Annotated in this window: 14 protein-coding genes and 1 pseudogene; 4 read left to right on the forward strand and 11 right to left on the reverse strand. The window is 41.5% G+C overall.

Annotated elements, in window-relative coordinates:
• Positions 1 to 46: 46 nt before the first annotated feature.
• The 10 genes from K9E37_RS01595 to K9E37_RS01640 form a co-directional block, all read right to left on the reverse strand.
• Complete coding sequence (locus tag K9E37_RS01595) at positions 47 to 3,181, reverse strand: alpha-mannosidase (RefSeq protein ID WP_162863112.1); 3,135 nt, start codon at positions 3,179 to 3,181, stop codon at positions 47 to 49.
• Between the two features lie 90 nt (positions 3,182 to 3,271).
• Entirely contained in the window at positions 3,272 to 5,428 is a 2,157-nt protein-coding gene (gene dnaG / locus K9E37_RS01600; RefSeq protein WP_219705505.1) for a DNA primase, read from the reverse strand.
• A complete protein-coding gene (locus K9E37_RS01605; RefSeq protein ID WP_102155718.1) occupies positions 5,422 to 6,705 on the reverse strand; it encodes a deoxyguanosinetriphosphate triphosphohydrolase in 1,284 nt (427 codons plus the stop codon). Before K9E37_RS01605 ends, dnaG begins: the two co-directional genes overlap by 7 nt.
• 63 nt (positions 6,706 to 6,768) lie before the next feature.
• Positions 6,769 to 8,148: an alanine racemase gene (gene alr / locus K9E37_RS01610; protein WP_102155714.1), complete on the reverse strand. Its 1,380-nt coding sequence runs from the start codon at positions 8,146 to 8,148 to the stop codon at positions 6,769 to 6,771.
• Positions 8,149 to 8,233: 85 nt separating this feature from the next.
• Positions 8,234 to 8,773 (reverse strand): GNAT family N-acetyltransferase, encoded by a 540-nt coding sequence (locus K9E37_RS01615; protein WP_248893448.1) that lies wholly within the window; start codon positions 8,771 to 8,773, stop codon positions 8,234 to 8,236.
• A 54-nt stretch (positions 8,774 to 8,827) separates the two neighbouring features.
• Complete coding sequence (locus K9E37_RS01620) at positions 8,828 to 9,322, reverse strand: S-ribosylhomocysteine lyase (RefSeq protein WP_004106032.1); 495 nt, start codon at positions 9,320 to 9,322, stop codon at positions 8,828 to 8,830.
• A gap of 117 nt (positions 9,323 to 9,439) precedes the next feature.
• Positions 9,440 to 11,107 carry an ABC transporter ATP-binding protein gene (locus tag K9E37_RS01625; protein ID WP_248893450.1) on the reverse strand — a complete coding sequence of 556 codons (1,668 nt, stop codon included), beginning with the start codon at positions 11,105 to 11,107 and terminating at the stop codon, positions 9,440 to 9,442.
• A complete protein-coding gene (locus K9E37_RS01630; protein WP_248893452.1) occupies positions 11,104 to 11,988 on the reverse strand; it encodes an ABC transporter permease in 885 nt (294 codons plus the stop codon). Before K9E37_RS01630 ends, K9E37_RS01625 begins: the two co-directional genes overlap by 4 nt.
• A gap of 42 nt (positions 11,989 to 12,030) precedes the next feature.
• Positions 12,031 to 12,996: an ABC transporter permease gene (locus tag K9E37_RS01635; protein WP_248893454.1), complete on the reverse strand. Its 966-nt coding sequence runs from the start codon at positions 12,994 to 12,996 to the stop codon at positions 12,031 to 12,033.
• A 219-nt stretch (positions 12,997 to 13,215) separates the two neighbouring features.
• The gene (locus K9E37_RS01640) at positions 13,216 to 14,907 is read right to left on the reverse strand and encodes an ABC transporter substrate-binding protein (RefSeq protein WP_102155710.1); all 1,692 of its coding nucleotides are present in this window, start codon (positions 14,905 to 14,907) and stop codon (positions 13,216 to 13,218) included.
• A 435-nt stretch (positions 14,908 to 15,342) separates the two neighbouring features.
• Here K9E37_RS01640 and pdxS point away from each other — a divergent pair, with 435 nt between their 5' ends.
• From pdxS to K9E37_RS01660, 4 genes and pseudogenes are all read left to right on the forward strand, one after another.
• Positions 15,343 to 16,278, forward strand: coding sequence for a pyridoxal 5'-phosphate synthase lyase subunit PdxS (pdxS, locus tag K9E37_RS01645; RefSeq protein WP_076002965.1), 936 nt, complete (start codon positions 15,343 to 15,345; stop codon positions 16,276 to 16,278).
• A gap of 2 nt (positions 16,279 to 16,280) precedes the next feature.
• Positions 16,281 to 16,874 (forward strand): pyridoxal 5'-phosphate synthase glutaminase subunit PdxT, encoded by a 594-nt coding sequence (gene pdxT, locus K9E37_RS01650; protein ID WP_004108408.1) that lies wholly within the window; start codon positions 16,281 to 16,283, stop codon positions 16,872 to 16,874.
• A 485-nt stretch (positions 16,875 to 17,359) separates the two neighbouring features.
• Positions 17,360 to 17,692: a type II toxin-antitoxin system RelB/DinJ family antitoxin gene (locus K9E37_RS01655; RefSeq protein WP_248893456.1), complete on the forward strand. Its 333-nt coding sequence runs from the start codon at positions 17,360 to 17,362 to the stop codon at positions 17,690 to 17,692.
• Positions 17,689 to 17,969: pseudogene (locus tag K9E37_RS01660) on the forward strand (type II toxin-antitoxin system YafQ family toxin). Before K9E37_RS01655 ends, K9E37_RS01660 begins: the two are co-directional and overlap by 4 nt.
• A gap of 139 nt (positions 17,970 to 18,108) precedes the next feature.
• Here the strand turns inward: K9E37_RS01660 and K9E37_RS01665 are convergent.
• The gene (locus K9E37_RS01665; RefSeq protein WP_248893457.1) at positions 18,109 to 21,090 is read right to left on the reverse strand and encodes a BspA family leucine-rich repeat surface protein; all 2,982 of its coding nucleotides are present in this window, start codon (positions 21,088 to 21,090) and stop codon (positions 18,109 to 18,111) included.
• Positions 21,091 to 21,117 lie beyond the last annotated feature (27 nt).

A 21,117-nucleotide genomic window follows, 5' to 3' on the forward strand; every position in this document is an offset into this window, starting at 1 on the left:
TGTATGTGCAATCACAAGTATCAAAATATAAACAAAAATATCAATATTAAGATGCAATGTGAATGCGCAATGAGCATAGCTGAAAAGGATGTAATTCTATATTTAACACGTCATTATTCTTGTGCAAAGCTACAGGCATACCGTGCAACACGGGCATTTCCATAAGATCCACTTCTTCAATCGAAGCCGCACGCAAGATTTTATTGAGTTTTATTTGCCCACTTGCGCAGCCACCACATGGCTCGTAAATACGCAAAATTATATCTCCAGAACAATCGTCAGCTAGCTTAACCCAATCTAATGCAATTAGACCTGAGTTTCTATGAATCGTAAACAGCGGATCTACATCTGGAAGCTTATCAATAATTGGCGAATTCAAAAAATCAGCTATACTTAGCACTGAATCCATATTTGCATCAGCAATAAATGACCAAGTAAATTCATGCTTACCTTGATCCGTATTTGGATCTGGGTAAAGAGGCGCAGAAAGCAAAGATAATCTGAGCATAGTTCCACAAGATGAAACATAATCGCCAATAGGAGCAGCATCAGCGCCATAAGTAGACGAATTCGCAACTGCAACAGCATAAGAGGAATCTTCTATACGAACAAACCTATGCGTGCATGATTCAAATTTTGCGTCATCACTACGAGTATTTTTTACTATTGGACGTTCAACTAAACCATATTGACACTCATATTGCGCATTATTTGAACATATAGATGTTGGCATATCTACTTTCAAAAATTGCTCTTTAGCTTTCCAATCAACTTGTGCATGGAAATCAAGTCGTTTAACACATGGCTCTAAAATTATATTTGTTTTAATCTTTATATCTTTTTTACATGCCAAGATTTCAACAGACACACCGCCCGATAAAAGTTCTTTAACATCAGCAATTGAGGAATCATCAATCTTACGATTCCTCATAAATGCATCTCTATCAACATCCCACGCATCCCATTGATACGGCTCATCTTTTAGTATCTCGTATTGCGCCATGCGATAACCAGATGGAATTAGCTCGCGATTAAATTTAATATCTTTAACAGAAGATACTGTGCCATCGCGTTCAATAATCACACTTAAAACACTATTATTAAGAATTATTCCACCATCATTTTTGTGTTTTACAGTTGTTTTATTATTTTTACCGCTTTCATTGCATTGATATAAATTCCAAGCGACCTCATTTTTACCTGTATAAGTCAATAACTTTACATTTTCACGCATACTAATCGCGCTAATAGTGCCAGTCGCACTGTTAGCTTTTACAATCGCATGAGCAATATCTGAGATAATCTTACGTAAACAAGAAATATCTCTAGCATATTCTTCTCTAGCTTGCCTATGAACCCATGCAATAGCAGAGCCTGGAAGAATATCGTGGAACTGGTTCAGTAATAAAGTCTTCCAAATTCTAGTAAGCTCATTGCTATTAAAACGGTATTCTGGCGCATAAACTCGAGCTAAAACAACAAGATATTCAGCTACGCGCAACAATGATTCCTCCATGCGGCAATAGCGCTTCATATCTTGCTGAGAAGTAAGAGTTTTCCTATGCAACTCTAGATAAAGCTCACCTTTAAACACTGGTGTATTACCATTTGAATCGTCAACAATATCTTTTCGTATTTTTTCAAACAACTCATCAGGAGTGCCGAAATCAACTCTAGGAGCACCCTCTAAATTACAATCACGCCTAATACGAGCAGTCATTTCGCGAGTAGGTCCGCCACCGCCATCGCCAAAACCGTATAACAATATTGCGTGATCAGATAAATCTTTATCCAAAAAATTGCGTTGAGAATAAACTAACTCATGCATGCTCACAGCTGAAGCATAAGTATTAGATGGAGGAAAATGAGCTAAAATCCTAGAACCGTCTATTCCTTCCCAAAGGAATGAATGATGCGGGAATTTAGTGGTATCGTTCCAAGAAATCTTTTGAGTTAAAAACCAATCAAATCCAGCGCGGCGAGCAAGTTGAGGCAATGCTCCAGTATAGCCAAAACTGTCTGGGAGCCAAATGCCATGAGGTTCAACACCAAGATGCTCCTTAAAATAGCGCTTACCAAAAGTCATTTGGCGAATTAAAGATTCACCGCATGGCATCATTACATCGGACTCAACCCACATACCACCGACAGGTATAAAACGTCCTTCCTTAATCCTATTTTTCATACGCTCAAACAAATCGGGATGCTCGTTTTCTAGCCACTCGTATTGTTGAGCAGAACTCATAGCATAAGTAAAATCAGGATCCTCATCCATAAGAGCTAAAACGTTAGATATTGTGCGTGCAACCTTTCTATGAGTCTCGCGCACAGGCCATTGCCAAGCAGAATCAATATGAGCATGCCCGACAGCCGTATGCTTTATAGAGCTTGCTGCAGCAGGGCAACTTAATACATTAAACAACTCTTTACGAGCATTTTGAACAGTAGAAAAATCATGCTCATCATATGCGTTTAAGGAGAGCTGTAAAGCTTTAGCTAATTTCCAATAACGCGGATTATCATCATTTAATTCGCGCATCAAAGAACTTACAGTCTCAAGATCTATATAATAATCAAAAATATTACGATTAAAAACGGTAACGTCAACATACTTCAACATATATTGGCATTCGGTTTTTCCAGTAGCACAATCTCCTAAATCAGTAGGAGAAAATGGAGCAGATCCTTCAACAAATGGATTGTCTGCAGCTTCTAAATATAAAGTAAAATTACCATTTTCATCAATACTAACAGAACGATTATTATGTTCATCAATCAATGGAACCCAATGATTACAAGGGTTTACAGCTTTGATAACTCTTCCATCGAGATTATATACTAATCCTTCAGCTTGAAAACCAGGAAAAAGATTGCTAATCCAACCTAAATCAACATTTAGCTCAACTTTGCGCCCTTTTACCTTTGAAAAATCAATCGACCCTGTAACTTCAAACCATGTTGTACCCCAAGTTGTTCCCCAAACACCTGGAACATTAAATGAGCTAAACACAATATCGTTTCTTTTTAGCTTAGAAAAGAATTCGTTAGAAGAAATAGGTTCTCCAGCAATCTCATATGCTCGAATTTTACAGTGCGATAAAACAATATTTATATACGGATATAGGCGTTGTTGCATAACTCTTGTACAGCGATTCAACTGCTGCTCAGGTAATAAAAACATTGTTTCTACACTTCTTTCTTACATAGCTACACATTTATATATAAATCGCGTATCTCGGTATATAAAGACAAAACAAGTAATTGATACATCTTATAGAATTTGCGATTGTAAGTTTTTGCGAGCCGCTTCCATTGAAGTAATTTTTCCTAGAAGCTCAAGCTTTTCCTGACCATCCTTGAGTTTCGCCATACGCACTCTAGCAGCACCGATTCTACGCATATAGCCGATATCAAGAAGGCGAATAAGCAGCTCGTTTGCATACTTACTTTCTGCACTCGTAGCTTTTCGCAAAAAATCTGAAGGAGATCCGTTTGAAACTTGCTGATTCTGTCGATTGCTGGTATCTTCCAATGTATCTGCAGGAGAAGGAAGCGGCAACGGCATTACAGAAAGTTCTGTAATAACGGACTCAAGCAAAGGACCTGCAGCTTTTGTCATCATGTGCAGCCACAATCCTTGCGAAACATTGCCAACCGGCAATCCACCTGCAGCTACAAATGCTTGAAACAGCGTACGAAATACTGGTGTAATAAAATTATTCAAAGTCAATTGCGCAAACAATTTCTCATCAAAAGCAAGCGGAACTTGCAAAAGTAACGCCATAAATTGTTGTTCGCACATAAATACAGCATCATCCACACGATAATAATGCTGATTTTTAGCAGAACTTTTAATAATTTCCATGCGAGAAGCTTTAAAACCTGCATTACGATCGTCATGAATTTGCTGACCAAAAGGCGGAATAACGTTATGCTTTTGCGCATAAGCATCGTCGTCACGCACTTTCAAACGTCTACGCGCAGACTCAACTTCATTGCGCATAACAGCTAAATCAACGCCAATTGAGCGCACTGCTTTGCGCATATACAAGTCAAGCAGCGAACGGTCTCGAATTTGCGCAATAAGAGGAGCGACAGCCTTTATAGCACCCATTTGACCAGTAGTGTACGAAGTTTCAAAACGATTAATTACTGTGTCAATAACGAAATCGTATAGCGGACTTGCATGTGCAACAAGCGAACGCACAGCCTCATCACCGCGCTGAATACGCAAATCGCAAGGATCGAGATTATTGTCTGCTACAGCAACAAAAGTTTGCGTCAAAAACGCAGAATCCAAACCAAAAGCGTGTAGCGCAGCCTTTTGACCTGCAGCATCACCGTCGAAAGTAAAAACGATGCGCGAACTTACAGACTGTCCATCTACCTTCAGCGGACCAACAAGCTGAATTGCACCCAAAGAATCGTCTGCAATAAGGCGGCGCACAATTTTTGCATGCTCAACGCCAAACGCAGTTCCGCAAGTTGCAACTGCAGTATCAATACCAGCTAAATGGCATGCCATAACGTCCGTGTAGCCTTCGACAATTACAACTTGACGCTTTTTTACAATATTTGCTTTAGCTAAGTCAATTCCGTACAAAACTTGCGTTTTTCGATACAGTGCAGTATCGGGAGTGTTAATATATTTTGCGCTAATGGAGTCGTCGTCATAAAGCTTTCTTGCACCAAAGCCAAGAGTTCGACCAGTCGAGTCGCGAATAGGCCAAGTTAAGCGACCGCGGAAATAGTCATATATTCCGCGCTGACCGAGTCTAGCGAGACCAGCATCAAGAAGTTCTTGACGCGTAAAACCTTTATTTGCCAAATATCTAACTAAATTATCCCAGCCTTTAGGCGCGTAACCACAAGAAAAACGCGCACTTTGTTGCGGAGTAAAGTTTCGCCCTGCAAGTAATTCGCGCGCAGGAGCTGCCTCTTTAGTGCCGAGATTTGAAACGAAAAACTTTTGCGCTTCTTCATTTGCTTCTAAAAGCCTGGCTCGCTTAGAACCGCGCGCTTGAGAATCATTATTTTGCTCCTGCTTATAATGCATCTCAATGTGATAACGATCTGCTAAAAACTCGACCGCTTCACGAAAATCAATATTCTCTTTTTGCTCAACGTACTTAAATACATCGCCACCAGCGCCGCAACCGAAACAGTGCCATACTCCCAAGCTTGGTCGCACACTAAAACTTGGCGTTTTTTCATCGTGGAATGGGCAAAGACCTACAAAAGTGCCAGTTCCGGAAGGCTTAAGCGTAACAGTTGCAGACACAATGTCATACAAATCTGCCGCAGCGCGCACGCGCTCAATGTCTTCTTTCACAATCATTCCAACCATGCTATCTAGCTTATCGCAAATCTGCGGCGAGTGGTAAATTTCTCCGCCAGTGTTGGAAACTCCTAGTGGATTCGTTAGCACAAAGCCGCGTGAAGAGTTGTAGCAGAACCGTCTGTAAGACTTGCTACTTGGTCGATTGCAACACGAAGACGCTCATCATCGTTAGTGCACTCGTTCCAATCTCCCACGAATACTTCCTCCATTGCATCGTGCGAGCGCGGCGACTTGCTCATAAATACTTCTACTAAATCTGTCAAAATTTTCTGTTCGCGCTTATAAACCTCACGCTCGCGAGGAGCGATTATAAAGTGCACAGCTAAGCTTTTCAGCATCACAATTTCGTAGGAAGTATTTTCCGGAATCACAAGGTTTGCGCGGTAGCGAACAAGCGGACCATTGCCATAACGCTCACGCGTAGCGTGCTCAACAGAGCTTGCAAAACGACCAATAAGAGCACTAGTAATATTTTTCAACTGCGCTAGCGCTCGACGAGAACCGTCGAAAGAATTAGGAAACATGTGAAGCGAGCGCAAACGTTTCAAAGCATCCAAAAGTTTATCTACATCCCAACGCTCACCATACCATGCGTGGGTTTCTTCAATAACTTCATCTACAACTTTTGAATCTGCAACTAAAGCCGGATTAAAAGCGCCGGTTACAATCGCATCCTCAATATCATGCACACTGTAAGCAATGTCGTCTGAAAGATCCATTATTTGACATTCCATTGGTTTTGCTTCGCATGGAGCACCAATTTTCAACCATTCAAACACATCTCGATCATCCGGATACACGCAGAATTTCAAATCACGCTCGCCTTTATCGTGCGCTTTTGCTTCTTCTAATCCCCACGGATACTTCACTGCAGCATCTAATGCTGCGCGCGTAAGATTTACTCCTGCACTACTGCCGTTTTCACGAAAAACTTTCGGTTCCAAGCGCGTAAGTAAGCGAAGAGTTTGTGCGTTTCCTTCAAATCCACCAATATTTTTCGCTAATTCTGCGAGCGCGCGTTCCCCGTTATGACCAAATGGTGGGTGCCCTAAGTCGTGCGATAAGCAAGCGCAATCAACAACATCTGGATCGCATCCAAGCATTGCTGCAATTTGCCTACCAATTTGCGCAACTTCCAAAGTATGCGTCAATCGAGTGCGAGCAAAATCATCCGAACCTGCAACTAAAACCTGGCTTTTTGCACCCAATCGACGAAGAGCAGACGAGTGTATGATTCGCGCGCGATCTCGTTCAAAAGGCGTTCTCACACGAGTGTGATGAGGCTCACTCGCCCAGCGCTCGGTATCATGCAAATCGTATTCGCCAACGATCTCATTATCTGATGCAATTACTTCGTCGCACATACAGCACCTCTTTTTATTTGCAATTAAGGCTATTATTAACCTTCTAAAACAAGCAGTAACAAGTTATATAAGACTTTTTGCGTCCAGTTTTGCAATATCGCTAGAAGATAGCACTTCGTAAGCGTTGCGGTAAAGCCGCGGCACGCGAGGCCCAATTCCAGTCATGATTTCGTAGCTGATTGTTCCTGCAGCTTCTGCCCAATCGTCTGCAGTAGGCTCAGCAAATTTCACGCCTCTTCCAGGTCCAAAAAGCGTTACAGTATCGCCTTCTCGAACGCCTAACTCTGAAGCATCTCCTTTTAAATCAACTATGAACTGATCCATACAAACTCGCCCAGAAACGTTCAAAATTCGCGCACCTTTATTGGTTTCTACTCTAACCGGTCCGCCCGGCTTATCAATATGACGAGCACCTTGCATATCAAATCCAGAGGCAGAACGCAAAATTCCGTCAGCGTAACCAAGCGGCACAATAGCAGTACTCGTATTATTTGGAGTTAAATACGTACGCCCGTAAGAAATTCCATGCCCTTCTTCTACAGCTTTTACAGTGCCAAGTTGCGCTTGAAGCGTCATAGCTGGTTGCAATCCATAAGTTTGCGAATCCCCCATTGCAGGATCCGGCTCGTATCCGTACAAACCAATTCCTGGACGAACAAGCTCAAAACGAATTTCTGGACGATTAAGCGTTGCAGCAGTATTCGCTAAATGGCGGATTTTAGGTGCTAAACCAGCTTCACTCATGCGATTTGTAAACTCGTGGAATTGTTGGATTTGCCGGTCGGTTGCATCTACAAATTCTGGAACGTCCGGCGAATCTGCCACAGCTAAGTGACTCCATTGACCAATAACCTCAATTACACCTTCGCTCGCATACTGCTTTAACTTTGCTAAAGCGGCACTAAAACCTTCTGGCGTAAAACCGTTTCGTCCAAAACCAGTATCGACTTTTACGTGCACGCGAGCAGGCTTTGCTAAATTACGTGCAGCAACAGCTACAGCATCAAGAGAGTCAACAGAGCCTACTGAAATATCAATATCTGCTGTAATCAGATCTGCAAATCTCGTAGTTGGAGCACTAGTAAGCCAAGTGAGAATATGGCAACGGCTGGAATCAATACCTGCTGCGCGCAAACGTAACGCTTCGTATGGTTGAGCTGTGCCAAGCCAAGTAGCGCCTCCAGCTAATGCTGCTAGTGCACTAGGAATAAGCCCGTGACCGTATCCGTCTGCTTTTACGACTCCCATAACTTCCGGCGCATTCTGACCAGGCTGCAAATCTTGCGAAACGCGCGCAACCAAAGTGCGCATATTGTCTCGAAGTGCCTTCAAATCGACGATTACCTGCCCAGGGTATGCACTTAACGCGCGAGCATAGTTTGCTTCTAACATTGCCGCATTACTTGCACTATTACTTGCCGCATTACTTAAATCTGTACTCATAACTCACCTAACTGATTTAGTATGCTTTTAATGCTACATGCTCTTTTGTATACTCTCCATAAGCTTTTAAGAACACATGCGCATTTCATATGACATGATTAAGTGTTTGCACCCATTGGTATGCAATACGTACTGCACTGTGTGCACGATCTGGAATAACGACCAATCCACAACGACTAAACCCTGCACGCGTAATTATTTTTTGCATAATTACGTTATCTGGATGCGTGTCAATGCGTACATTATTATAGTTTTCTTGCACCCAATGCAAGCACGCTGTTGCCATTTTTGGTTTTATTCCTGAAGACGCTAAGCGGTGAATTGTTACATAAGGAGAAATATCATCAAGCCACGCACCGTCAATACTGGCATACACTTCATCAACACCTTCGCATAATGCGAATTGCGCTAGAATACGCTCGTTATGCGATTCTGGATCCTCGTCAACAATCAAATAGAAACGTTTTAAACGAATATCCTCAATAACACTTGAAACAAGTGGAAAACTATTCCCCCACTGATGAGGATTGCCTGTAACACGCATAAATTTGCGAGCATTTTCATAAATATGCTCAATATCTCGCAAGTCACCAAGAGTTGCTTTTCTCAATGTTATATCTTCCATGTCAACCTCTAAAAAGAAAGCAAATAAAACTACGCAAAATTAGCTAATTATTACTTACACAAGTTTGCGCTCAAAAGGATCCGAACTAATTCCCTTCGCTAGAATATCTTTACACCATTGACTAGCACCAAATAAACTGTGGTCTCTATAGTTGCCACAAGATTCAATAGTTGTTGCAGGAACATCATCCCAAGTCGCCTTAAACGCAATAAACTCAAGAGATTCCTTTAAAGCGCGCGCCACATCTTCTGTGCTGTGTTCGCCCCAAGTTAGCAGATGAAAACCAGTTCTGCAACCAAAAGGCGAGCAATCAATATAGCCATCAATACGCTCGCGAAGTAACACTGCAATCATATGCTCAATTGTGTGCAAAGCTGCAGTAGGAATCGCTTCCTCATTAGGCTGCGTTAAACGAATATCATAGTTGGAAATAACATCCCCATTAGGACCTTTTTGCGTATTGATATAGCGCACATAAGGTGCTTTTACTTTAGTATGATCTAGTTCAAAACTTTCTGGTCTAGGTCTAGACGCATCCTGCTTATTCATAAGTATTCCCTTCACTTAACTACACAATAAACAACGTACTCTTTAACGTACTGAGTACTTCTATAGTAGACGGTAGTCGCCTAATTAGTTGAAAGATTTATTAGTTGAAAGATTTATTTACATGATTGCTGCGTTTACAAGAGCACGAGTGTAGTCATTTTGTGGATTATTGAGCACATCATTTACACTGCCACATTCCACAACTTTTCCTTCATTAAGAACAATAACTCGCGTTGCTAAATGCCGGATCATACCCAAATCATGACTTACAAATATGCATGACATGCTTTTACGCTCGGAGCGAATGGACGCAAAAGCGTCTAAAATGCGAGTTCTTTCAGCAACGTCAATTGCACTCATAGGCTCATCAGCAAGCAAAACTCGAGGATTATTAATTAAGGCGCGAGCAATACAAACACATTGCGCTTGACCGCCAGAAAGCTCGTGAGGGTGACGTTCCAAAAAATCTTCAGGTTTTAAGCCTACTAATTTCAACATTTCGCAAACACGCTGCTCAATAGTTGCATCGTCTAATTTAAGCGATTTTCGCCATATTCTAAGAGGCTCAGCAACACTTTTTTGAACTGTCCACCTAGGATCCAATGCAGCAAACGGATGCTGAAATACAAGCGACGATTCGCGTCTCATAAGTGTACAAGCATTTTTATTTACTTCTAATAAATTGACGTTATTTACGATTTCACCGCAATAAGTAACGTTACCTTCGCAAAGAGTTTCAAGCCCCAACATAGCGCGTATAAGAGTTGTTTTGCCAGAACCAGATCCGCCAATAATCGCCAAAGATTCGCCAATATTAAGATTTAAATCTACACCGCTTAAAACTTCAGCACGAGTTTTTGCGCGACCTAAAGTAACGTGAATATTTTTTGCATTTATAAGCGAATTTTCTTCACTATTGCCAATACGGGAATTAAATTTCTTAAAATCAGCGTTTTCAGAATCAACATTTGCAGAACCCACTTTTACAGAATCTAAATTTTTAGAACCTAAATTTTGCGCTCTAAAAGTCAACTTTTTAGCAGCACTCACTAATTGTTTAGTCGAAGAAATACGCGGATTATCAAGCAAATTCTTAATATTTTCACTATCGACCACACGCCCAGAATCAAGCACATAGCAACGATTAGCAGCATGCGAAAGCACAGAAAAATCGTGCGTTACAAAAAGCATTGAAGCGCCCATATCATCTACAAGTGAAGCAAGCATTCGCACAACTTCACTTTGTGTAACCGAGTCAAGCGCAGTAGTAGGCTCATCAGCCAAAATCAAACGCGGAGAGGTAATCAAAGCTGTAGCAATACCAACTCGCTGCTGTTGACCTCCAGAAAGCTCAAACGTGCGTTGAGATGCGAGATTTTTCGACAACCCTACTTTTTCAAGCATCATGCATACTCGATTGTGAATATCGTCATCATCTAGATTGTAATGTATTCGCAAAGGCAAAGAAATTTGTTTTTCAACGCTTAACATTGGATTAAGCGCTCTATTAGCTTGCTGAAATACTACACCAACGTATTTTCCACGAATAGAAGCTAAATTTTCATCTTTTGCTTTCACTGTTTGAAGATTGCCAAGCATACAAGAGCCTGAAATTTCAGCATTTGACGGCAATAATCCAGTTATAGCTCGAATTAGCATAGATTTGCCAGAGCCAGAAGAACCAACTAAGCCAACACGCTCACCGTCAGAAATCTCAATTGATACGTTGTCAAGAATTACTTTTCCGCCAAGTTTTAGCGTAAGATTTTGAATAATTAAGCTCATTTTTCCCCTACTTTATCCGTACTTTTTGATGAAGGATCTAAAACTTTGCGCAATACGTCACCAAAAAGATTAAGAGCAACAACAACCACAGTCACAATCAAACCCGGCCAGACAACCGATAAAGGATTTACGTGAATTAACGAAACAGAAGTAGCCAACACGCGCCCCCAGCTAGGAACTCCAGAAGGAACACCAATACCCAAGTATGTTAAGCCACTTTCAGCCAAAATAACAGTTCCTGCAGAAAGAGAAAGCTCAACAAAAGCAACAGGAATAATATTGGGTAAAACATGATGAATAAGAACATATTTACGCGAAGCACCTTGCAAAACAGCTGAAGTCACATAATCAGATTGCAACGCAAGCTGCGCACTAGGTCGTACAATACGTGCTAAATTCAAGCCATAGCCAGTTCCACAAGCAATAACAATCACAACAACACTAGCTCCAAACGGAACTGCAAGCATAAGCGCAATTAAAACAGTTGGAACAGAAATCAATGCGTCAACAGACATAATGCTTATTGTGCGAACCATTTGTGAACTAGAAATCATAAAGCTCAAAACAATAAACCCAACACAAGCAGCAACTAGAACAGTAGAAAAAACGAGAATCAGCTCAATTCTTGAACCTGCCATAAGCCAACTAAGCATATCTGAACCAGTGCCGTCCGTGCCAAGCCAATGCGAAAAAGACGGCTTCTGCCATACTTTAAAACCATTAGTTTCTAAAAGTGAGTACGGAGTCCATAAAAGCGAAAGCAACGCAACAAAAAACCATATTGCAAACGTTAAACACACAAATTTACCGAAAGTAGCATTCCATATGCGCTTACATAAAGTAGATTTTACTTTGATACTTTTTTTAGACATATTGCACATAAAAACTCACCTTATTCGCATGTTAGATTCAACAATAGGAAATTAATTCAAACTATCTTTAGATAACCTAGGATCAAGTAGTCGGTGCGTAATGTCAACTACAAAGCCGATTAGTAAGAACAGCGCAGCAAGCATAAAAAGCTCACCTTGCACTGCAATTAGATCGCGCAAACCAACATCTCGAACCATACCCGTACCAATACCAGGTAAGGAAAACAGGTTTTCAATAACCATCACACCCATAACCATATGAGCGAAAGTTAAACCAATAACAGATACAAGTTGAGGAAGAGCAAGCCGCAAACCAACACGCCACACAACTTGTTTGCGAGTCATTCCGCAAGCCATAGCTTGAGAAGCTACTTCACTTTTAACAATATTTTCAACAGTTGCAGCAGTGTAACGCATAAAACTAGAGCCAACAATAAGTCCGACTGTAAGAGCCGGAATAAGAAGAGACGCAAAAGCTTCAGGAAATTCACTCCAGCCATCTGTAGGGACACCTTGAGTTGGCAACAAACTGAACACACCAATACCGCGTCCTAATAGCAAAATAAGTAGCATGCAACCCCATAATGCTGGAACAGAGCCTGCTGTAATAGCCAAAAAGCGCATAATTGCCTGTGAAAGTTTGCCTTCATGAGTAATTTGCAAACAACCAAGTGAAATACCAACTACTAAAGCAATAAACAGACCCAAAAGAATCAGCGGAAAAGTAATAGAAGCACGCATCGCAATAGTTGAACTTACAGAACGACCAGTCAACATAGACACGCCAAAGTCACCGCGGAAAACACCACAAATCCAGTCAACATACTGCGTAAAAAGTGGCTTATTAATACCAAGTTCTGCTCTAAGCTCCTCTACTTTTCCGCTAGGAGCGTTTAAGCCGGCCATAACTTGCGCAACATCGCCCGGAAGTACACGTAACGATATGAAAATAACTACAGAAATGCCAAGTAAAGCAAGAAGAAACAGCAATACTCTGTAGCAAATCATACGAAACATAAAATGCCTACTTTCTATGTTCTTCTAGTCGAAACACACCACAAATACACAAATTCGGACACTAGTGCAGTTTGCGCGCTGCGCGAGTGTCTTATTTTGCCCATTTTGGGACACTCACGCAGATTACATACTGCGCGAGTGTCTCTGATTAGTGGTTTTCGGACACGCGCGCAGTTTCATTTCTACATTAGAAACTAGATGGCGACTAGCAAATAAAAATCAACTAAGTCGCAGGTTGTATAGCGGCAAAATCTCTTGATTCATATCAAAAGACATTCCTTCAAGATTCTTCACTTTCGCAGTTACAACGCGATAGTTAAACAGCCAATCAGCAGGAGCATCCTCGCTAATAATTCGCGCAGCTTGAGCAAGCAATTTATCTGACTCTTTAGGATCCGCACAAAGCATAGCTTTAGCATACAAATCCTGGACTTGCTTATTGTCATAACCGTAGTAATACGTAGGATCCGCCCACTGCCCAAAATCGTGACTCTCATTGTGATCAACCATCGACAAATCATACTGCTTATTCTTATAAACATCCTGAAGCCAAGTAGTAAACTCGACAATATTAACTTTCAAATTGATTCCAATAGGCTTCAATTGCGAGCGCAGCTGATCGCCAATTTGCGTGCCGTAAATATTCGGATAAGTAAGCGTCAAATCCATAGGATGCGATTCGTCAAATCCAACTTCCTTCATTAACGCCTTAGCGCGATGCAAATCATGTGGATACAGCTTAGTTAAATCCTCATAACCAGGGTCAAGAGAAGGAATTGGACCGCCAAGAGCTAAATCCGTTCCGCCACGAGATGCAATAATTTGCTTGTGATCAATCGCGTAACGAATAGCTTTGCGCACGCGCTTATCTTTAGTACGTTCGCCTTTCATATTCATCGCTAGAACAAATTTATCTGTGCCATTACCTGCACTTACATCGTAACGCTTGGAATCATCTTTAAAAGGCTTAGCAAGTTGACCAGAAATAGGAGCCAACGCTTGCACAGAGCCGGAAGAAAGTGCGTCAACTGCTGCGTTATCGTCAACAAAATAGCGAATTACTATCTTATTAGTTTGCGCACGATGAATGCCTTTATAACGCGGATTCGCTTTTAAAACAACGCGATCATTTGGCACAAATTTGTCAATTAAATACGGTCCAGAACCGACTGCTTGAGTTTTTGCATCATACTTTGCGTTTTTATCAAAAACTAAACCTGAACGACTGCAAAGTGCCCACAAAAGCTTAGCATTTGGCTCTTTAAGAGTGATTTCAAACGTGTAATCATCTTTTGCTTTAGCAGACTCAACTTTTCCAACCATGTTAGAGCCGCGATATTTTTTAGCAATAAGCTCGTTAAACGACCATTCTGCATCATGCGCAGTAAGCTTATTGCCGTTAGAAAATACAGCACCCTTACGCATGTGGAATGTGTAACGCAAACCATCTTTACTTATTTCCCAGCTTTGAGCTAACGAAGGAACTACCTGATTAATATCATTGCGAGCAACTAAGCCTTCATACACGTTACCAATAAGCAACTGGTCGAGTGAGGAACCTGATTGATTACGGATATCAAGATTCGTAGGAGCTAACTTTAGACCTATAGATACAGTTTTGTTCGAAATTTCCGATACTGAATTTGATTTATTTGGTTTATTAGATGTAGTAAGAGTTGCAAAAATTGCACTAAACACTACTACCAAAACAATAGCTAAGCTAAATAGCCATATCTTGCCCATTTTGCGTTTCGAGCCTGAATAAGCATATTTTTCAGCTTCATTCAGCGAAGAGTCAGTGCTCGCAGCGAAAGAAGTGCTTTTGTTAGCTTCATCGTTAGTTTTACCGGAGAATTTTTCAGTCGCGCCGTTTTCTTCGTGCACGCTTTCCTCAGGTTTGCTGTTAGACATACCATAAACCTTTCTTAATGGCATATACATTATTTATTTGTTATTATTTATTTTTTATTTATTCTTTATTTATTCTTTATTTATTTTTGTCTTATAGCTCGCCGCTTTATTGGAAATGCACATTTGCAAACATAACTATTTGCATACCACATAAACCCAAATACAAGTCGACTGCATTACTAATCGTAGTCGATTGACAAGCCAGTCTCACCTATGGCGCGTCCAAAAAATCAAATCATATTTTGTATATTTTTGTAATATTTTTATACCAATACATATGAGATATATCCTACGAATGTGGTTAAATTCCAACAGAACGTAAACTTGCAAACGTACGCAATAATCGACATAAGATTACAGCGTAGAAGCGCGCAAATTCACGAAATATTAAGATGCATACACGTATCTCATATGTTAAAACTAAAGCGAGGAATGATGGCTGAGAACTTGAATACTACGGTAACTGTGAACGAATCCTCGGATCCGCAAAATAAAAGCGGCGAAGACCGTACAGCATTGAACCGCCAATTGGCGCAAATGCTTAAGGGTGGCGTAATTATGGACGTCACCACCCCAGAGCAGGCGCGAATTGCTGAAGATTCTGGCGCATGCGCAGTTATGGCTTTGGAGCGTATTCCTGCCGATATTCGTGCAGCAGGCGGCGTTTCTCGTATGAGCGACCCGGCTATGATCCACGGCATTCAAGAGGCTGTGTCTATTCCTGTTATGGCAAAATGCCGTATCGGTCACTTTGTTGAAGCACAAGTGCTTGAGGCTATCGAGATCGACTACATCGACGAAAGCGAAGTGCTTTCTCCAGCCGACGACGTGTATCACATCAATAAGCGCGATTTTGCTGTGCCTTTCGTTTGCGGCGCTAAGGATTTGGGTGAAGCTTTGCGCAGAATCAACGAAGGCGCTTCCATGATTCGCACTAAGGGCGAGCCAGGAACTGGAGACGTGATTCAAGCTGTGCGTCACATGCGCATGATGAATTCCGCAATTCGTAAGCTTACAAGCATGCGCGAGGATGAGCTTTTTGAAGAAGCCAAAAATTTGCGCGTGCCTTTCGAACTCGTAAAATACGTTGCACAAAACGGCAAGCTCCCTGTTGTTAACTTCGCAGCCGGCGGCGTTGCTACCCCAGCCGACGCTGCTTTAATGATGCAGCTTGGTGCCGAAGGCGTATTCGTTGGCTCCGGTATCTTTAAGTCTGGAGACCCAGCAAAGCGTGCTGCAGCAATCGTTAAAGCTGTAACTAATTACAAGGACGCCAAGATGATTGCTAAGCTTTCCGAAAACTTGGGCGAAGCTATGGTTGGCATTAACGAGCAGGAAATCAAGCTTTTAATGGCTGAGCGAGGCGAGTAATTTTGTCAAACTCACCTACCAATACTGATAACTCCGCTCATACTGTAGCAGTTTTAGCTGTTCAAGGTGCTTTTCTTGAACATCGCTTAATGCTTGAAAAATTAGGCGCACACGTTATTGAACTTCGTCAAGCGCGCGACTTGGAGCAGTCTTTTGACCGCTTAGTACTTCCGGGCGGCGAAAGCACTGTGCAAGCTAAGCTTCTTCGTGAGCAAAATATGCTCGAACCTTTGCGTGAGCGCATTGCAGGAGGAATGCCTGTTCTTGGCACTTGCGCAGGTTTGATTTTGCTTGCGAAAAACGTGGAAGGTGACGAAGTAAACGGTTTTGGCACTTTAGACGTAACAGTTAAGCGCAATGCTTACGGACGTCAGCTCGGAAGCTTCCATTGCGAGGCTGAGTTTGGTGAGCTAGGCAATGTGCCGATGACGTTTATTCGCGCACCTTACATTGCAGAAGTAGGCTCTAATGCCAAAGCTCTTGCAACTGTAGAAGGTCATGTTGTCGCCGCGCGCCAAGGAAAGCAAATCGGCACATCCTTCCACCCGGAGCTTGACAACGATACGCGAATCCACCAGCTTTTCCTGGATTTGTAATCTGATTCGTAAGCGCACCGATACAAAAAGCCTTCGCAGTAGCAATATCTGCGGAGGCTTTTTGATTACAGACACTCGCGCAGTGCTCAATCTGCACCAGTGCCCGAAGACCGGTAAAATCAGACACTAACGCAGAACGCATACTGCGCTAGTAACTAAAAATTGGCATTATACGTTACTCACGCAGAACGCAATCTGCAATAGCAACAAAGTTTTTAACGCGGACGTCAAAAACTTTGAATTTTATGTAATTTGCACAGTAAACGTATACATGCACGACAAACGTAATGCAATCGTAATACAGTGTAAAACGTTTATATAATATTGTATAACAGTGCAACACATTATAGAATGTAATAAAAGTTGATATATGAATATAAAAGAGCTAAAAAAAAACAAATCAAAATTAAACAAAATTAACGAGTCAAGAAAACTAACGCGCTTATAGAAGCAAAAATTATAAGTATAAAATCAAGGAGCATATTATGGCAATCAGCGCAACTACAACAGCAACAGCAACCCCAGCAGCAGCAAAAACCGCAGCGAAAACCGCAAGCATCAACGTGCGCGTCACCAAGGATGTTAAAGCGCAGGCAGAAGAATTATTCGCAAGCTTCGGCATAACTCTTAGCGAAGCAATAAACATGTTCTTGCACAAGTCACTTATGGTAGAAGGACTCCCCTTCGACTTAAAACAGCCAAAATACAATAAAAAAACAATCGCCGCGTTTAAGGAATACGACTACATGAAAGCACATCCAGAAGAGTACAAGCGCTACGACAATGTTACCGAAGCATTGGAGGACGCACTAAAATGAGTCTAAAAGTCGTATTATTAAATTCATTCAAAAGAGATCTTAAGCGAATCAAAAAACGAGGATACGATATAAGTCTCTTAGATAGCGTCGTGCGAATGATTGCGTCGCAAGAGAAACTTGCTGAAAGATACTGTGACCACGCACTTACAGGCAACTATTTAGGATTCCGCAATGCCATGTAAAACCAAATTGGCTTCTTATATATCGCATAGATAACGATGATGTGGTATTTGTGCTTTCTCGCACGGGAACACACTCAGACGTATTCAACGAGTAGCGCTGCGAGTTGCTAAGCGTTGAAATCACAGTGTGCTTTCAACGCAAGCGAGGTCTGCCTTAGTCTCAATTGACGAAGGCAGGACAGATTTGTGTGGTAGTTCATTGGGAATTCGGTTGTGTTTTGCTTGCGCTGCGATTTAGCGCTGTTTGTTGTGCTTGCCGAAGGTGGAATCGTCACTTCGGAACCGAGCAAAGAAGCCGGTTGCCGCACTTACAGCAGATTTAATCATCGAGCCACTTACAACAGGATGCGCGAAGCAGTGCTTAGCACCAGAAGCAATATCAAGCGCGCCGCCACCAAAAGCCTTCGAAAACCCAGCTAAAGCAGAGCTTGGAAGCACAGACGCAACCCATCCATGACGACCAAATGCCCCAGCAACAGCGAACATTGAGAACAGTCCAATAGACAAGAACGTGAACATAATAGCCGACTGGCCGCCGGTATGAGGCAAAGGCACTGGCTGAACAAAGGTCTCCAAATAGTACATTGTAGTGAAGAACACTAAAGGCGACTTTTGATTATCAGACGCAGCAACATCTGCACCTTCGCTAAGTTCTGTCCAGTCGCAGTTAGTTCCTGTTCTGGCTGGCTTCTTAAACCAAATCTTATAAGTACTGCCCTGTTCCTCGGTACCTCCAGGTTCTCCGCTTTCTTCATCACTGCCATCACTTACAGATCGCGATTCTCTTGCGGATCGCGATTTCCCTACACGCGATTTCAACTTTGCACTACGCGAGCCAGAATTAGAATCTTCTCCTCCATCAGGTTCTCCACCAGGTTCCTCACCACCAATAACTTCGCCCGATTGAGAATCTATAGCACTTCTAAACTTTGAAGCGAAACTATTTTTTACAATTCTGTACGCATAATCCTGCGATTTTTCATCCTGCTTCTTCTCTAAATTACTCGAATTATACAGTGCAGGAACATAGTAAGTATAAGTAGTACCACCCGAATCTATATTGCAATCACATGTCATATTGTCATTTTTCATATCGCCAGGCTCCATTAGCTTGGCTTTAACAGGAATGTAGTATGCAATCTTTTTAAGATCATCATCGTTTGAAATTGTATCTAAAATCGTAACATTATTAGTTACGACTATATTATTGCTGTGACCATTCTCATCGAGGGAGAATATGTAACCACTAGCAAAATTTGCGATAGGATCATCATCAGGATTATTCTCAAAACCACTAGACTTCAAGTTATTCGCAATCAGCGTGCCTTTAAAACCACTGAACATACTATCAACAGAAAAGTAACGCTGCTTCCCTTCGTCATCCGTGTATACAGGTGTATCCGATTTTGTAAAAGCCTTATCGCTGAAATCTAATATAAGACTGTCGCCGCTTTCTGCTCCTGCATTGGAAAACATTGAACTAAGATTCGTAACTTTTGAAATATTCCACTTGCTTAAATCTGCAGCGCCAGTAAGTTTTTTGCAATATGCAAACATGCTAGACATGTCCTCAACATTGCTAACATTCCACTTACTCAATCCACTTATATCAGTCAGCTTATCAAAATCAGAACCGCTAATCTCATGGCTGAACATGCCGCTCATGTTCTTAACACTGCCAACATTCCACTTTTCTAGACTTTTAAGGTTACTCAAGTTAGTACAATCTCTGAACATGCTACTCATGTCCGTGACACTGCGAACATTCCAATCACTTAATGCACTTATATCAGCCAATCCTTTTATACCAATAGGATTAGGATCATCTCCGGAACCGTAGATATCCGTAGCGCAACCACTGAACATGCCGCTCATGTTCTTAACATTACTAACATTCCACTTTTCTAGACCTTTAAGGTCACTCAAGCTATTACAATCTCTGAACATGCTACTCATGTCCGTGACACTGCTCTTATCATTCAACCACTTACTCAAAGACTCAAGACTAGTTAAACCATTACAACCGATGAACATGCTGTTCATGTTCTTAACACTGCCAACATCCCAACCACTCAAAGGTTCAAGACCAGTAAGACTGCCGCAATTGTTAAACATGTCATGCATGTCAGTAACACTGCCAACATTCCAACCGCTCAAAGGTTGAAGATCAGAAAGAAAACTGCAGTTATAGAACATTCTATACGTGCTAGTTAATTTGCTTGTACTGCTCTTACCGCTTGTATTCCAATTAGATAATCCACTGATACTATCGAGGCTAGAGCATCCTGCAAACATGTCACCCATTTTTTTAACGTTACTAACATTCCAATTTTCTAGGCCCTCAGTATTTTTAATCTTGTCGCACAGCGCAAACATTGCCATCATATATTCAACGTTCTTTACAGTCCACTTTTTCAAAAATCCAAGCGAACTAATACCCTTGCAGTATTCGAACATACCAATCATTGCCACAACGCTTTTCGTATCCCAACCTTCCAAACCAGTAAAATCTGTTATGCTGGCGCAACCCTCAAACATTCTGTTCATGTTCATAACATTGCCAACATTCCACTTACTTAAAGGTTTAACCGAATCAATCGCCATCTCACCTGCATACCCGTCTACTGGATTCAAAGCATCATGTTGATTTTGGTTCTTAATAATAGACGCGAACATTCCAGACATACTTCTAACATTGCTTACATCCCAATCTTCCAACCCTTTAAGAGATTTCAGACTAGTGCACCCCTCGAACATGCCCTCCATATTCGTAACATTGTCAACCTTCCAATTAGCCAAACCGCTAATATCTTCTAAACCAGTGCACCCCTCGAACATGCTTTGCATGTTCGTAACATTGCTCACATCCCAGCTACTCAAAAAACTAAAATCAGTTAATGAGGAATCCTTAAAAAGGTGGGACATGTCTGTAACATAACTTATATCAAACTTTTCGATGTTATCAATGTTACTAATATTTTTCCCTGAAAAAAGACCTACATAATTCTTCCCGTCCAATTTTGACAAACGCCCGTACGCATACACTTTGCCACCGTAAAAACCAAACGAGCTATCTGTAGGAGCAAGTTTTTTTATTTCATTTATAATTTTACCAAACTCATCACTGCGTTGATCAGCACTAACAGCACACTTGTTTTCTCCGGATGGAGGTTCGATTGAAAGAGTACTGATTGTTCCATCTGCATTAGTTGCCATGACACTAGCCACGCAAGCAGGAAGTGC

Source organism: Gardnerella swidsinskii (assembly GCF_023277705.1).
Classification (GTDB): Bacteria; Actinomycetota; Actinomycetes; order Actinomycetales; family Bifidobacteriaceae; genus Bifidobacterium; species Bifidobacterium swidsinskii.